This is a genomic window from Streptomyces alkaliphilus, from assembly GCF_014141535.1.
GTDB classification, from domain to species: Bacteria; Actinomycetota; Actinomycetes; order Streptomycetales; family Streptomycetaceae; genus Streptomyces; species Streptomyces alkaliphilus.
This window is the reverse complement of the sequence record NZ_VKHT01000047.1, coordinates 1-13,199: the sequence shown is the minus strand read 5'-3', so window position 1 is coordinate 13,199 and position 13,199 is coordinate 1. Positions and strand designations below refer to the sequence as shown.

11 protein-coding genes and 1 pseudogene are annotated in these 13,199 nt (G+C 73.2%); 5 read left to right on the top strand and 7 right to left on the bottom strand.

The window, feature by feature from the left end; all coding sequences use genetic code 11:
• On the bottom strand, positions 1–1,596 hold a 1,596-nt coding region (locus tag FNQ90_RS03310), incomplete at its 3' end, for an FAD-binding dehydrogenase (protein ID WP_182604877.1).
• A 169-nt stretch (positions 1,597–1,765) separates the two neighbouring features.
• Here FNQ90_RS03310 and FNQ90_RS03305 point away from each other — a divergent pair.
• The 4 genes from FNQ90_RS03305 (at position 1,766) to FNQ90_RS03290 (ending at position 4,914) form a co-directional block, all read left to right on the top strand.
• Positions 1,766–2,161: a YidH family protein gene (locus tag FNQ90_RS03305; protein ID WP_182604876.1), complete on the top strand. Its 396-nt coding sequence runs from the start codon at positions 1,766–1,768 to the stop codon at positions 2,159–2,161.
• Positions 2,158–2,511, top strand: coding sequence for a DUF202 domain-containing protein (locus tag FNQ90_RS03300; protein ID WP_182604875.1), 354 nt, complete (start codon positions 2,158–2,160; stop codon positions 2,509–2,511). The genes FNQ90_RS03305 and FNQ90_RS03300 overlap by 4 nt, the downstream gene beginning before the upstream one ends.
• A 138-nt stretch (positions 2,512–2,649) precedes the next feature.
• A complete protein-coding gene (locus tag FNQ90_RS03295; RefSeq protein WP_182604874.1) occupies positions 2,650–3,696 on the top strand; it encodes a phosphotransferase family protein in 1,047 nt (348 codons plus the stop codon).
• 3 nt (positions 3,697–3,699) lie between these two features.
• A complete protein-coding gene (locus FNQ90_RS03290; protein ID WP_182604873.1) occupies positions 3,700–4,914 on the top strand; it encodes an acyl-CoA dehydrogenase family protein in 1,215 nt (404 codons plus the stop codon).
• A gap of 59 nt (positions 4,915–4,973) precedes the next feature.
• Here the strand turns inward: FNQ90_RS03290 and FNQ90_RS03285 are convergent, their stop codons facing one another.
• The 3 genes from FNQ90_RS03285 to FNQ90_RS03275 all read right to left on the bottom strand — a co-directional run bounded on the left by FNQ90_RS03285 (position 4,974) and on the right by FNQ90_RS03275 (position 7,696).
• Positions 4,974–5,972 (bottom strand): NADPH:quinone oxidoreductase family protein, encoded by a 999-nt coding sequence (locus FNQ90_RS03285; RefSeq protein WP_182604872.1) that lies wholly within the window; start codon positions 5,970–5,972, stop codon positions 4,974–4,976.
• Positions 5,973–6,128: 156 nt separating this feature from the next.
• Positions 6,129–6,797 (bottom strand): TetR/AcrR family transcriptional regulator, encoded by a 669-nt coding sequence (locus FNQ90_RS03280; RefSeq protein ID WP_143617486.1) that lies wholly within the window; start codon positions 6,795–6,797, stop codon positions 6,129–6,131.
• 74 nt (positions 6,798–6,871) lie between these two features.
• Entirely contained in the window at positions 6,872–7,696 is an 825-nt protein-coding gene (locus FNQ90_RS03275; protein WP_407699300.1) for an SDR family oxidoreductase, read from the bottom strand.
• 277 nt (positions 7,697–7,973) lie between these two features.
• Between FNQ90_RS03275 and FNQ90_RS03270 the strand changes: the two genes are divergently transcribed.
• Positions 7,974–8,435, top strand: a complete 462-nt coding sequence (locus FNQ90_RS03270; RefSeq protein ID WP_143617484.1) for a MaoC family dehydratase — start codon at positions 7,974–7,976, stop codon at positions 8,433–8,435.
• Positions 8,436–8,525: 90 nt separating this feature from the next.
• Here the strand turns inward: FNQ90_RS03270 and FNQ90_RS03265 are convergent, their stop codons facing one another.
• From FNQ90_RS03265 to FNQ90_RS03255, 3 genes and pseudogenes are all read right to left on the bottom strand, one after another.
• Entirely contained in the window at positions 8,526–9,914 is a 1,389-nt protein-coding gene (locus FNQ90_RS03265) for an SPFH domain-containing protein (RefSeq protein ID WP_182604871.1), read from the bottom strand.
• Positions 9,914–11,674 carry an SPFH domain-containing protein gene (locus tag FNQ90_RS03260; protein WP_182604870.1) on the bottom strand — a complete coding sequence of 587 codons (1,761 nt, stop codon included), beginning with the start codon at positions 11,672–11,674 and terminating at the stop codon, positions 9,914–9,916. Before FNQ90_RS03260 ends, FNQ90_RS03265 begins: the two co-directional genes overlap by 1 nt.
• Positions 11,675–12,348: 674 nt before the next feature.
• A pseudogene (locus tag FNQ90_RS03255) lies at positions 12,349–12,966 on the bottom strand (TetR/AcrR family transcriptional regulator); the annotation flags it as partial.
• Between the last annotated feature and the right edge of the window lie 233 nt (positions 12,967–13,199).

Sequence of the window (13,199 nt, the reverse complement as noted above, 5' to 3'; positions counted from 1 at the left end):
GAACCCGGCGACCTCCCCCACCGCGTACACCCCGGGCAAGGGCTCCCCTTCGGCGGTGAGCACCCGGGCCCGGTCGTCGGTCTCCAGACCCCCGAGGGTCTTGCGGGTGAGAACGCTCAGTCGGACGGCGATCAGCGGCCCGGCGTCCGGGTCCAACAACCGGTGCGGGGCGGCGACCCGGATCAGCTTGTCCCCGAGGTAGCGGCGCGCCCCGTGGACGGCGGTGAGCTGCGCGTCCTTGGTGAAGGGATTGACCACCTCCCGGTCCCGGGCCTCGATCACCCGGCGCAGGGCGGCCTCGTCGATCAGGTCCTCGCCGGTGATCGCGTTCATGCCCCGCACCAGGGCGGGCAGGTCGGGTTCCACCACGAAGTCGGCGCCCCGCTCCATGAAGGCCCGCACCGGTCCCGGCGCCCCGGAACGCGCCCGGGCCAGCACCCCCCGCACACTCTTTCCCGTCAGGTCGGGATTCTGTTCGGAGCCCGAGAGCGCGAACTCCTTCTCGATGATCCGGCGGGTGAGCACGAACCAGGTGTGCTCGTGGCCGGACCGGGCCGTGTGGGCGAGGGTGCCGGGGGTGTCGAAGCCGGGGAAGAGCGGGGCGGGCAGCCGCGCGCCCAGGGCGTCCACCCACAGTGAGGACGGTCCGGGGAGGATGCGGATGCCGTGCCGCGCCCACACCGGGGACCAGTTCTCGATGCCCTCGGTGTAGTGCCACATCCGGTCGCCGTTGATCAATCGGCCACCGGCCCGCCGGGCGACGGTCAGCATCTCCCCGTCCACGTGGGCGGGGACCCCGGAGAGCATCCGGCGCGGCGGGGTGCCGAGACGTTCCGGCCAGTGGGCGCGGACCATGTCGTGGTTGCCGCCGATGCCACCGGAGGCGATCACCACGGCCCGCGCCCGCAGTTCGAAGGAGCCGACCGGCTCACGGTTGCTCGCCGCACCCCGTTCGGCCGGGTCGGGGGCCAGGACCTCGCCCGCCACCGTGTCCACCGATCCCGCCGTGCGGCCCAGTTCCGTGACGCGGTGGCGGAAGCGCAGGCTCACCCGCCCCGCCTCCACGGCCCGCCGCACCCGCCGGAGGAAGGGCTCCAGCACGCCGGGGCCGGTTCCCCAGGTGATGTGGAAGCGGGGGACGGAGTTGCCGTGGCCCGAGGCGTCGGCGCCGCCCCGCTCGGCCCAGCCGACGACGGGGAAGAACCTCACCCCCATGCCGTGCAGCCAGGCCCGCTTCTCACCGGCGGCGAAGTCGAGGTACGCCTCCGCCCAGTGGCGCGGCCACCGGTCCTCGGGGCGGTCGAAGCCGGCCGAGCCGAACCAGTCCTGCCGGGCGAGTTCGGGACTGTCGCGCACCCGCAGGCGGCGCTGTTCGGGCGAGTCCACCAGGAAGAGCCCGCCGAAGGACCAGTGGGCCTGGCCCCCCAGGGATGCCTCGGGCTCCTGGTCGAGCACGATCACCGAGCGACCCGCCTCGGCCAACTCGGCGGCGGCGACCAGACCCGCGAGGCCCGCCCCGATGACGACGACGTCGGCGGCCGTGTCGCCGGGGATGTCCGGGGCCCGTCCCTCCGCACCCGCTGCGGCCTGCGACATGTGGCCTCCCCTCGGGCCCGGGCGGGCCGCCCGGTGATCATCGAACCCGAAAGCCGTGGCGTCAACACCCCGGTTCGTCGCGGGTACGGGCCCGGGGCCCCGGCGCGCGCCCGACGGGCCGGCGACGGGCTTCGGGTGATCCCGGGAACGTGCGGTTAGGCTCGGGATCATGGCTGCTCGGGCGTGGTCCACGGTGCTGATGTATCTCTCCCCGCGACGGTTGCAACGGGAGGGCACCACCCCGGACTACCGATTCTCGCTCGCCAACGAGCGGACCTTCCTCGCGTGGGTTCGGACCGGGTTGGCGCTACTGGCCGGCGGGATCGCGGTGGATCAGTTCCTCACCGACCTGACCCCGGGCCTGCGGGTGACGGTGGCGGTGACCCTGTTGGTGACCGGAGCGCTGTGCGCGCTGCACGCCGTGCGGCACTGGGTGCGGTGCGAGCTGGCGATGCGCCGTGACCGGGACCTGCCCGTCTCCCGGGTCCCGCTGCTGCTGGGGCTGATCGCCGGGACGCTGGGCGCCGCGGTCGCGGTGGCGTTCGTGGTGGGCGGTGTCCGATGAGGGCGGGGCACGCCGACGCGACCGCTCCCGATCCGCTGCCCGTGCGCGACCCGGCGGTCCAACCCGAGCGCACGGACATGGCCTGGTGGCGCACGGTGCTCGCGTTCGCCGTGCTGACCCTGCTGGTGTGGCGGGGAGCGGTGATGGCCGGTGATCCGGTCGGCTTCGCGGTGGCGGGGATCGCCACGGTCGGCTGGGCGTCCTTCGGGTGGTTGGCCCGGCGTCGGACGGCCGAACTGCGCCGGGGGCGTCCGCGTCCGCCGGCCGTGCGGTACGCCGTCGTGGCGATGGTCCCGGTGACGGTGCTGGTTCCGGCGGTCGCGGCGGGAGCCGCGTTCACCACCCGGTGAGGAGTGCGACCGGCGGGAGCGGGGACGGCCGGCATGCCCCCGGGAGGGGGAAAACACCGCCCGGGTATGGACGACATACCGACTGGTCGGCATCATATGGGGGACCCTTCGTCCCCCACGTCCCGGGAGTCCGTGCCGATGGCCGACGCGAGCACCGAGCCACAGCCCTCTTCATCCCCACCGGGCCTGGACCCCGAACACCTGCGGGCCCACCTGGACCGGGAGCGTCCCGGCCTGGTCTCCGGACCGCTGAGCGCCTCCCTGATCGAGGGGGGCCGCTCCAACCTCACCTACCGGGTGACCGACGGCACGGAACAGTGGGTGGTCCGGCGTCCGCCCCTGGGGCACGTCCTGGCCACCGCCCACGACATGGCCCGTGAGCACCGGGTGATCACCGCCCTGGGGCCGACCGCCGTCCCGGTTCCCGGCACGGTACTGCTGTGCGAGGACCCCGCCGTGCTGGGCGCCCCCTTCTACGTGATGGACCTGATGCCCGGTGTCCCGTACCGGGACGCCGCCCAGCTGGCGGCGCTGGGGCCCGGGCGGACCCGGGCGGTGGTGACGGATCTGCTGGACACCCTGGTCGCCCTGCACGGGGTGGAACCGGGGGGCGTCGGGCTGGAGGACTTCGGCCGACCGGAGGGGTACCTCGGGCGTCAGCTGCGCCGCTGGGAGAAACAACTCGCCGCCTCCCGCAGTCGCGACCTGCCGGGTATCGACCGCCTGCGGGAGGAACTGGCCCGCCGCATGCCCGTCTCCGGCCCCCCCGCCGTGGTGCACGGCGACTACCGCCTGGACAACGTGCTGGTGGACGAGCGGGACCGCATCACCGCCGTGCTGGACTGGGAGATGTCCACCCTCGGCGATCCGCTGACCGATCTCGGACTGTTGGCGATGTACTGCCAACGGGACCCCGTCCCGAACACGCCGGTGAGTTCCACCGGTGCCGCTCCCGGCCACCCGTCCACCGCCGAACTGATCGAGCGCTACGCCGCCGGTTCGGGACGGGACGTCTCCCGGGTGCACTGGTACACCGCCTTCGCCTCCTTCAAGCTCGCCGTGATTCTCGAGGGCATCCACTACCGCTTCACCCTGGGTCACACCCTCGGTGCGGGCTTCGACCGGATCGGCGAACTCGTTCCCACCTTCATCACCCAGGGCCTGACGCATCTCCGGGAGGACTGACACATGGACTTCGCCCACGACGCCCGAACCGAGGAACTGCGTGAACGGTTGGAGGCGTTCATGACCGAGCGGGTGCTGCCCGCCGAACCCGTCGCCCGGGAACAGCGCGCCGCCGCCGCCGACCGGTGGGAGCCCGTCCCCGTTCTCACCGAGTTGCAACGGGAGGCCAGGGCACGCGGACTGTGGAACCTCTTCCTGCCCGACGAGCGGTACGGCGCGGGGCTGACCAACCTGCAGTACGCCCCCTTGGCCGAGATCACCGGTCGCAGTCCGCAGTTGGCGCCCGCCGCCCTCAACTGCGGTGCCCCCGACACCGGGAACATGGAACTTCTCGCCGAGTTCGGCTCGCCGGAGCAGCACGAACGGTGGCTGAAGCCGCTGTTGGAGGGCACCATCCGCTCGGCCTTCGCCATGACCGAGCCCGCGGTGGCCTCCTCGGACGCCCGCAACATCGAAACCCGCATCGAGCGGGACGGTGACGAGTACGTGGTCAACGGTCTGAAGTGGTACATCTCGGGGGCGATGAACCCGCGCTGCGAGGTGTTCATCGTCATGGGGAAGACCGACCCCGAGGGCGATCCGCGCCGCCGGCAGTCGATGATCCTGGTGCCCCGCGACACCCCCGGGCTGACGGTCCGCCGCGCGATGACGGTGCTCGGCTTCGACGACGACTGGCACGGGGGCCATGCCGAGGTCTCCCTGGAGAACGTGCGGGTCCCGGCGGAGAACCTGATCGGTGAGGAGGGCGGCGGGTTCGCCATCGCCCAGGCCCGGCTGGGGCCCGGCCGCATCCACCACTGCATGCGGCTGATCGGCATGGCCGAGCGGGCCATCGAGCTGATGTGCCGTCGGGCCCTGGGACGCACCGCCTTCGGTCGCCCCCTGGCCGACCAGGGTGTGGTGCGGACCTGGATCGCCGACGCCCGGGTGGCGGTGGAACAGTTGCGGCTGCTGGTGCTCAAGACCGCCTGGCTGATGGACACGGTCGGCAACCGGGGCGCGCACACCGAGATCCAGGCCATCAAGATCGCCGTGCCGCGCACCGTCACGGAGATCGTGGACCGTGCCATCCAGGTGCACGGCGCCGGCGGACTGGGGCAGGACTTCCCCCTGGCGGAGCTCTACGCCTCGGCCCGCTCGCTGCGGCTGGCCGACGGCCCGGACGAAGTGCACCAGCGCTCCCTGGCCCGCCGGGAACTGGCCCGCCACGCCGACTGACCACCGGGCCCGGTGCCGTGGTACCCACACCACGGCACCGGGCCCTGTGGCCCCGTGCGTCAGGGCAGCACGACCAGGCGCCCGGTGGTGGTCCCCGCGGCTACCCGCCGCACGGCGTCGGCCGCGCCCTCCATCGGCACCCGCTCCGCCACCAGCGGCCGGATGGCACCCCGGGCGGCCAGCGCGGTCAGTTCCAGGTGGCAGGCGGTCACCGCCTCGGGATCACGGGAGCGGTAGAGCCCCCAGTGCAGGCCGAGCACCGAGTAGTTCTTCACCAACGCGTGATTGAGTCCCGGACGCGGGATGGTGCCGGAGGCGAAGCCGACGACCACGATCCGCCCCTCGAAGGCCACGCACCTCGTGGACGCCTCGTAGGCCGAGCCGCCGACGGGGTCGTAGACCACGTCGGCCCCCCGTCCCCCGGTGGCCTCCTTGACCAGGGCGGGCAGTTCGTCCCCGGCCTCCGTGCGGTCCAGCACGGTGTCACAGCCCAGCTCCCGGGCGACCGCCGCCTTCTCCGGTCCCCCGACCACCCCGATCACCGTGGCACCGGCCGCCTTCCCCAGCTGTACGGCGGCGCTGCCGACCCCTCCGGCGGCGGCGTGCACCAGCAGGGTCTCCCCGGCCCGCAGGCCCGCCCGGCGGTGCAGGCCGAACCAGCCCGTCTGGTAGCCGATGTGCAGGGCGGCGGCCTCCGCGTCGTCCAGTGCCGCAGGCGCCGGGAAGACATCGGCCAGGGGCGCGACGACCTTCTCCGCGAAGGCCCCGCCGGGCAGCGCGGGCTGGGCCACCACCCGACCGCCCGGGGCCGGGGCGGTCCCGGGATCGGTGCCGGGCCCGAGGGCCAGGACCTCCCCGCACAACTCCACCCCCGGGGTGAACGGCATCGGCGGCCGGATCTGGTAGTGGCCCCGGCACAACAGCGCGTCGGGGAAGTTGACGTTGGCGGCGCGGACCCGGATCAGCGCCTGTCCGGGCCCCGGCTCGGGCTCCGGCACCTCCTCCAGCCGCATGACGTCGGTCGGCTCGCCGGTCTCGTGGACCCGCCATGCCCTCACGATGGACCTCCCTGTGTCGGGTGCGACCGCGGTGTGGGCGCGGTCGTGTGGTGACGCCCGTGGGCGGGCCGGCACGCCGTCGGGGCGTGCCGTCGCCGACGGGATCGAGGAGGGTCCGGGCCCGAAGGCTCCGGTCGGAGCGGTTACCGCCCCCGCTCAGGGGCGCAGGGAACGCAGCAGCATCGCCGCGAGGTGGTCGGCGACCTCCTGCGGCGAGAGCCGTCCGTCCCGGCGGTACCAGGTGCTCAGGTGGTGGACCGAGCCGAAGTGGTAGTCCACCACCAGTTCGGCGGGCGTCTCGTCGGTGAAGACCCCGGCGCGCTGCCCCTCCTCGACCAGCGCGCGGAACCGCTCGTGGTAGCGGCGCCGTTCGGCGCGCACCTGCTTCTGCTTCTCCGGGCTCAACTGGTGCATCGAGCGGAAGAAGATCACGGTGTCGTCGAGGTTCTCGATGCTGGTGACCACGACGTCGGCGGCGGCGTCCCGCAGCCGTTGTTCCACGGGGGCGTCGGCGTCGGCGAAGGCGTCCAGCCGCTGCTGTTGCAGGCGCAGCACCCGGGCGTAGACCTCGTGGAGCAGGTCGTCCTTGGAGCCGAAGTAGTGGTAGAGGGCGCCCTTGGTGACGCCGGCGGCGTCCACGATCTCCTGGACCGAGGTGCCCTCGTAGCCGCGCTCGGCGAACAGGCGGGTGGCGGTGGCCAGGAGTCTGCGGGGCACCTCACCGCGCACGGCCGCGGCACGGCCCGATTCGCGCGCCGGCTCCCGGAGACCGGTCCCGCGGCCGCCGTCCCCTTCGTCGGTCCGCCCGTTGTCGCGGTCCGTCATCCCCACCACTGCCCTTCCGCTTCCGCCGCCGCCGGTGCGGCGGGGCGGGACACCGTGCCGGTCCACCCGGTCGGTCATACCGCGTCGGCGGTGCCCCGTGTCCGTTCCTCGATGATGCGCTGCATCTTGTTCATCCCACCCAGCCAGCGGTTGGGATCGGTGACGCGGGCGGTAGCGTACTCGGCCACCCGGGGATGGGGCAGGATGAGGAACCGTTCCTCGGCGATTCCGGCGAGCACCGCCTCGGCGACCTCCTCGGGTCCGATGGCGTCGGCGGCGAGCAGCGCCTGCCCGGCGGGCCCCGCGTCGCGGAGCATGTCGGTGCGCACGCCCTGGGGACACACCGCGTGCACCGAGACGCCGCGGTGGCGGTAGGTCGCGGCCATCCACTCGGCGAAGGCGAGCGCGGCGTGCTTGGAGACGCTGTAGGGGGCGGAGCCCAGCATCGTGAGCAGGCCGGCGGCGGAGACCGTGGCCACGAACCGGCCCCTGCCGCGCTCCAGCCACTCCGGAACCAGGTCCCTGGCAGCCCGTACGTGCGCCATGACGTTGACGTCCCACGCCGCGGCCCAGACGTCCTCGTCGGCCTCCGGGCCGCCGGTCGGGGCGATCCCGGCGTTGGCGCAGAAGACATCGATCGCACCGCCGAGGGCGCGACGCGCGGCCGGCACCACGGCGGAGGCGTCGCCCGGCACGGCGACGCCGTCGATCTCGCGCGCCACCGCCAGGGCCCGCTCGGCGTCGAGGTCGTTGACCGCGACCCGGGCCCCGCTCGCGGCGAAACCGCGGGCCAGCGCGGCCCCGATGCCCCCGCCGGCGCCGGTGACCACGACGGCGGCGCCGCGCATGTCACCGGCGTCCGGGACGGGGTCCGGACGCTCGTCCCCTACGGCTGCCATGGTGGGGCTCCCCTCATCGGTGGTGGTCCCGGTCCGCGTCCGCCGGGGTGTTCCGGTGCGCCGGTCCACCGGACGGGCCCGGGGCGACGCGACGCCGCGGCGGCAGACTAACCGGTCGGTATGGTCGGAGGGAAGGGGTGTGACCGCGTTGACAGCGGGAGCGGGGCAGGGAATGCTGAGCGAGCGCTTAGTCGGTGGGGTGGTTCCCCGTACCGCACCGCGGACGCGGTACCGGACGACACGGCGCGACACCGCACCGAGACGAGGAGGCACCGGAATGGCCGAACCACGGGTTTTCGCGAACGCCGACGAACTGCGGACGGCGATCGGCGAGGAGCTGGGTCCCGGCGACTGGCTGGAGGTGGACCAGAAGCGGATCGACCTCTTCGCCGAGGCCACCGGCGACCACCAGTGGATCCACGTGGACCCGGAGCGCGCCGCCGAGGGGCCCTTCGGCACCACCATCGCCCACGGCTACCTGACCCTCTCCCTCCTGCCGGTGCTGGTGCCGGGGCTGCTCCGGGTGGAGGGTGTCCGGATGGGGGTCAACTACGGCTCCAACAAGGTCCGCTTCCCGGCCCCGGTACCCGTGGGTTCGCGGGTCCGGGCCCGGGCCCGGATCGTGGAGGTGACCGAGGTGCCGGGCGGGGCACAGAGCGTGCTGGCCGTCACGGTGGAGCGCGAGGGCGGGGACAAGCCCGTCTGCGTGGCCGAGACCGTCACCCGCTTTTACCTCTGATCCGACTCCGGACCGGCGGGGCGGGCCCCGTTCCCGCGCCACGGGGGCGCGGGAACGGGGCCCGGGAGCCACTCGGGGGAGGCGGCGGAATCACCGCCCGTGGTCCCCGTCCTCCCACTCGTCCTCGGGCTCCCGGGTGTCGCGGCCACGGGCCCCGGAACGCCCGGAGGCCAGGGCACGGGCGCCGTCGGCCCACCCCGCCCCACCGCCCAACCGGGGCAGCAGCTGGGCGGTCAACAGCGTGGTGAGCACCGAGGTGTCGCCGCTCCCGGAGCCCTCCCCGGTCTGCACCACCACCGGCTTGGGCGCCTCCTCGGCGAGCTTCGCGCCGACCTCCAGACGCCGCCGCGCCAACTCGTACTCCAACACGGCCCGGTTGTCCCGGTAGGCCGTGGCGAGCCGCTCCTGCGCCTTCGCCTCGTTCTCCGCGGCGGCCAGTCCGGCCCGACCCCGGGTCTCGATCTCGAAGCGGACCCGCTGCGCCTCGGTCTCCTGCTCCTCCAGCATCTGCGCCACGTCCTTGCGCGCCTGGTTGAGCGCGGCGTTGACCTCGACGATCTTCGCGTCCCTGGTCTTCTTGGAACGCTCGATGTCCATCAGCAGGGTGTCGATCCGCCGCTTGCGGGTCAGCTCCCACTCCTGCTCGTAGGCGACCTTCTCCTTCGACACCCGCTCCCGGGTGGCGAGGTGCTGCCGGTACTGCACGGGCAACTGCACGTCCGGGATGTTGCAGCCGGTGATCCGGACGCCGTAGCGGTCCAACTGGCGGTTGAGCAGGTCTTGCATGTCCTTCACGTCCGAGCCGCGCAGGTCGTACGCCTCCTCGGTGCGCACCTGACGGCTGCGCTGCCGGATGGCGTCCTGCACCGCGTTGGAGAGCACCAGGTCGAAGTTGCCCGCACCGATGGTCCGCACGAAGCGCAGCGCGTCGGTGATGCGGAACTTCAGGAAGAACTCGATCGATTTCAGCGGCACGTTCTCCCGGGTCGGGCAGGCGATCACCGGGGCGGAGTAGGGGATCTCGGTGGAGGTGTCCACCACGAAGTCCACCCGCGACCAGGGGTGCCACAGGTAGTGGCGACCGGGATCGAGGGTGCCGACGACCGCCCCGTAACGGGTCAGGACCCCGGTGGTGCCCTGCTCGATCTCCACGATCGAGGAACGCCACCACCACAGCATGCCCAGCAGCAGGGTCAGCACCCCGACGATGAAGGCGGGACCGGAGAGCGCCCCGTAGGCCGTGCCGGCCAGGCCGTTGTCCGCGTCGTCGGAGGCCACCAGCAGCATCACGCCGGTGAGGATCAGGAACAGGCCGAGCCACAGCAGCACCGTCCATCCGGTGCGCCGATTGGACCGGGGGATGACCACCGGCACCAGGGCACCGTCGTCGCCCCCGCGCAGCAGGCGGGCGATGTCGCCCCAGGAGGCCAGGGCCTCCTTGATCGTGGAACCGTGTCGGTCGGGTACGGGCTGGGACATCACAGCTCCCCTTCCTGCGGGGTGTCCTGCGGAGCGGCGCCGGGGGCGGCGGGCCCGGTGTCACCGGGTGGTACCACGTCCCCCGGAGGGGACGGCGATCCGGTGGGAACGTCGATCCCCTCCGGCAGACCGGCCTCGGCCGAGGCCTCCGCCGCGGCCGCCTCCTCCGAGAGGACCGGCGCCTGGACCGTGGTGGGTCCGGTCTGGCGCAACGGGCGGATCTCCTCCTCCCGTTCGGCGATGCGGGCGGAGATCTCCTCCATCCGGGCACGGATGGCCTGCATGTCGCTCTCGGTGAACAGTTCCTCACCGGTCTCGCCGATGATGCCCCGGGCGACGCTCAGGAAGTTGACGCTCGCATCCTCGCCGGAGCCGATCTTGACCACCTGCGGCAGCCGGTCGGCGACCCCCTCCAGGGTGTCGAGCACCTGCTGCCGGTAACGGTGGTTGAGGATCTCCGGGGCCTTGGCCGCGCTGACCGCGCGGATGTCCAGGGCCTGGGCCTCCAGGAGGGCGGCGTTGGCGCGGGCCTCGGACTCGGCCTCCACGAACCGCTGACGGGCCACCGAGCGGGCGCGGTTGGTCTCGCGCTCCAGGGCCGTGTCCATCTGGGCCTGGTACTGCGCGATGTCGGCCTGGATCGCCGAGAGGGTCTCGTTGAGGGAGGCCAGTTCCTTGTTCAGGTCACCCTCGTTGTGCTCCTTGCGCAACTGGAGCTCGTACTCGTGCGTGTAGGCCTCCTTGGCCACCCGCACCATCTCCGGCGCCGCCAGGTCCATCCGGTACTCCTGGCTGGAGGGCTCGGCGTGCGTGATGTTGGCGTTGGTCAGTTCCACCGCCGGGCTGAACTGTTGGTTGAGCTGCTCCAGCAGGCGGTTGGTGTTCTCGCCGACCATGTCGTAGATGGCCGACGCCTCCTGCTCGTAGATCATGCTGCGGGTGGTCTCGCTGATCGCGTTGTTCAGCTTCTCCTGGAAGCCGCGCACGGCACCGAGCGTGTAGATGAACTCCACCGGGTCGTTGATCCGGAACTGCACGAACAGGTCGATGGACGCCTGCACGCCACTGCGGGTGGGGGCCTCGCGGATCGGCGCGTTGAACGGGTATTCCCGGGTGGTGTTGACGATGTAGGAGACCCGCTTCCAGGGATTGAAGAGGATCACCCGGCCGGGGCCGACCACCTGCTCGAGCTTGCCGAACCGGGTGATCAGGGCCTGGCAGCCCTCGGGCACCATCACCATGCCCTGGCGCCACCACATGAAGCCGGCCGCCAACAGGGTCAGCACCCAGTAGTGCACCCCGAACAGCGGGTTGGTGGCCACCGCGGCGTTCATCGCGGAGAGCACCAGGACGGCCACCAGACCGATCGCGATCAGCACCACGGCGGGCAGCATGGTGATCAGGGTCCGACCGCGCGGCAGCACCATCGGGCAGATGACGTGCACCGTGCCGGAACGGGTGCGCTCGGTCTCGCTGCGGTTGACCGCTTCGCCCGCCCCGTTGAGCGAGGTCGTCTTCTGCTCGATGCGGGTGCCGATCGAGGCCCCGTGGTCCCGGGCGGCGAGGAAGTCCTCGGGGTCCGCGACGCCGGGGGTGTTGGCGTCGGGCTCCTCCCCCGGGTCACCTCCCCCCCGGCGATCGCCGGCGCCGCCGAAGGCGTTCTGCACCCGCTCGTTGACCAGGCCGGCGGCGGCCTGACGCGGGTCGCCGCCGCGGGCGACCGATCGGGCCGCCTGGCGGACGTTCTGACTCAGGGACATGGGTTGGCGTCCTCCCCGTGGCCCGGCGCGACATCGCGCCGGTGTCTCGATGACCGACGGTCCCGGGGGGCCGTCGTGGTGCGGACATGGTCGTTCCGGGCGCTCCGCGGTGGAGCGGGGCGGGAGGTGTCCGGCTCGACGCGAACGGCACGGGGCGCGCCGGAGGGACCGGCGTACCGGCGCGGTGTCACCCGCCCGTCGGGTTCCTCGAAGCCTCGCATGGTTCGCCCACCCGTCCGATCCCGGGAGTTTTGAAGGGCGCGGCGCCCTTCGGCCCGTGGCGCCGGCGCCACTCCTCGTGTTCCGCGGATCCGGGTCACCGGCGGTGCTCCCGGCGCGGCGCGGCCACCGTGCCCACGATCACACCAGTGTCCCGGGGGACGCGCCAGGCGGACGCGCGGTTCCCGGCCGGGTTGTCACCCGGCCGTGACCTCGGGAACGACCGTGCCCCGTGTTCCCCTTCCGGGTGCCCGGGACGAACGGGCGGAAACCCGCCGGTCGGCTCAGCCGCCGGCGGGGCCGGTGTCCTCGTGCCCGGGGCGGGCGGACGATCGCGCGCCGGCGGAAGCGGTGTCCCCCGTCCCGGCACAGGGCGCGGTGGGCTCCTCCCCCTCCCCCGACGCGTCCATGACCCCGGCGGCCCGATCCACCGCGCGGGTGATGGTGTCCGCCTCGGCGCCGACCATCCGCAGCGCCAGCCCCGCGTACAGCAGCGCGAGCTCCCGGGGGGTGTCGGAGCCGGCCGGGTCGTACCACCGCGCCACGTCGATGCACAGCGACAGCAGGGCGCGGGCGGTGCCGCGCACGTCCGCCACCCGGAACTCCCCTGAGGCCACGCCGTCCGCGATGATCCCCCGCACCAGCTCCGCGGTGCGCCTGCGCAGCCGCTGGATCTCCGCGTAGTGCTCCTCGCCCAGCGCCGCCAGTTCGTACTGCACGACCCGGGCCCGGGTGTGGTGCTCGGCGTGCCACCGGGCGAAGGCGCTCACCGCCACCGCAAGCCGCTCGGCCGCGGTGCCGGGGCCGGCCGCCGCGTCGCCCAGGAGCCGCGCCACCCGCTCGTGGCCGTAGACGCTGATCTGGTGGAGGAGTTCCTCCTTGGTCCGGTAGTGGATGTAGAGCGCGGCGGGACTCATGCCGGCGCGCCCCGCGATGTCACGGGTGGTCGTGGCGTGGAAGCCGCGCTCGGCGAAGGACTCGACGGCGGCCAACAGCAGCCGCCCCGCGGTCTCGTGTCCGACGGAGGCGGCGAGGGAGTCCGTGCCGTCCTGGCGAGGTGTCCGAGCCGGCATGCCCGCCTCCGTTTCGCGCTTCCCGCTGCACGGGGGCCGGGTCGCCCGTCGGACGCACCCCTCCGCGCACGGCCGACGGGGTGTCGGCCGGGGGATCACCCTACACCGAAGCCCTGAGCGTTCGCTTAGCGATGTCGCCCATCGGACCACCCGGCGCCCCTGTGGGCCCCTCGCGTCGGCCTCAGGTCCCCTCGCCGCGCTCCCCGTGGACGACCAGGGCCCGCCCACCGCGC

Coding starts and splice junctions, on each gene's coding strand:
- FNQ90_RS03305 (WP_182604876.1), top strand. CDS start 1,766: ATGGCTGCTCGGGCGTGGTCCACGGTGCTGATGTATCTCTCCCCGCGA.
- FNQ90_RS03300 (WP_182604875.1), top strand. CDS start 2,158: ATGAGGGCGGGGCACGCCGACGCGACCGCTCCCGATCCGCTGCCCGTG.
- FNQ90_RS03260 (WP_182604870.1), bottom strand. CDS start 11,674: ATGTCCCTGAGTCAGAACGTCCGCCAGGCGGCCCGATCGGTCGCCCGC.
- FNQ90_RS03270 (WP_143617484.1), top strand. CDS start 7,974: ATGGCCGAACCACGGGTTTTCGCGAACGCCGACGAACTGCGGACGGCG.
- FNQ90_RS03275 (WP_407699300.1), bottom strand. CDS start 7,696: ATGGCAGCCGTAGGGGACGAGCGTCCGGACCCCGTCCCGGACGCCGGT.
- FNQ90_RS03280 (WP_143617486.1), bottom strand. CDS start 6,797: ATGACGGACCGCGACAACGGGCGGACCGACGAAGGGGACGGCGGCCGC.
- FNQ90_RS03265 (WP_182604871.1), bottom strand. CDS start 9,914: ATGTCCCAGCCCGTACCCGACCGACACGGTTCCACGATCAAGGAGGCC.
- FNQ90_RS03295 (WP_182604874.1), top strand. CDS start 2,650: ATGGCCGACGCGAGCACCGAGCCACAGCCCTCTTCATCCCCACCGGGC.
- FNQ90_RS03290 (WP_182604873.1), top strand. CDS start 3,700: ATGGACTTCGCCCACGACGCCCGAACCGAGGAACTGCGTGAACGGTTG.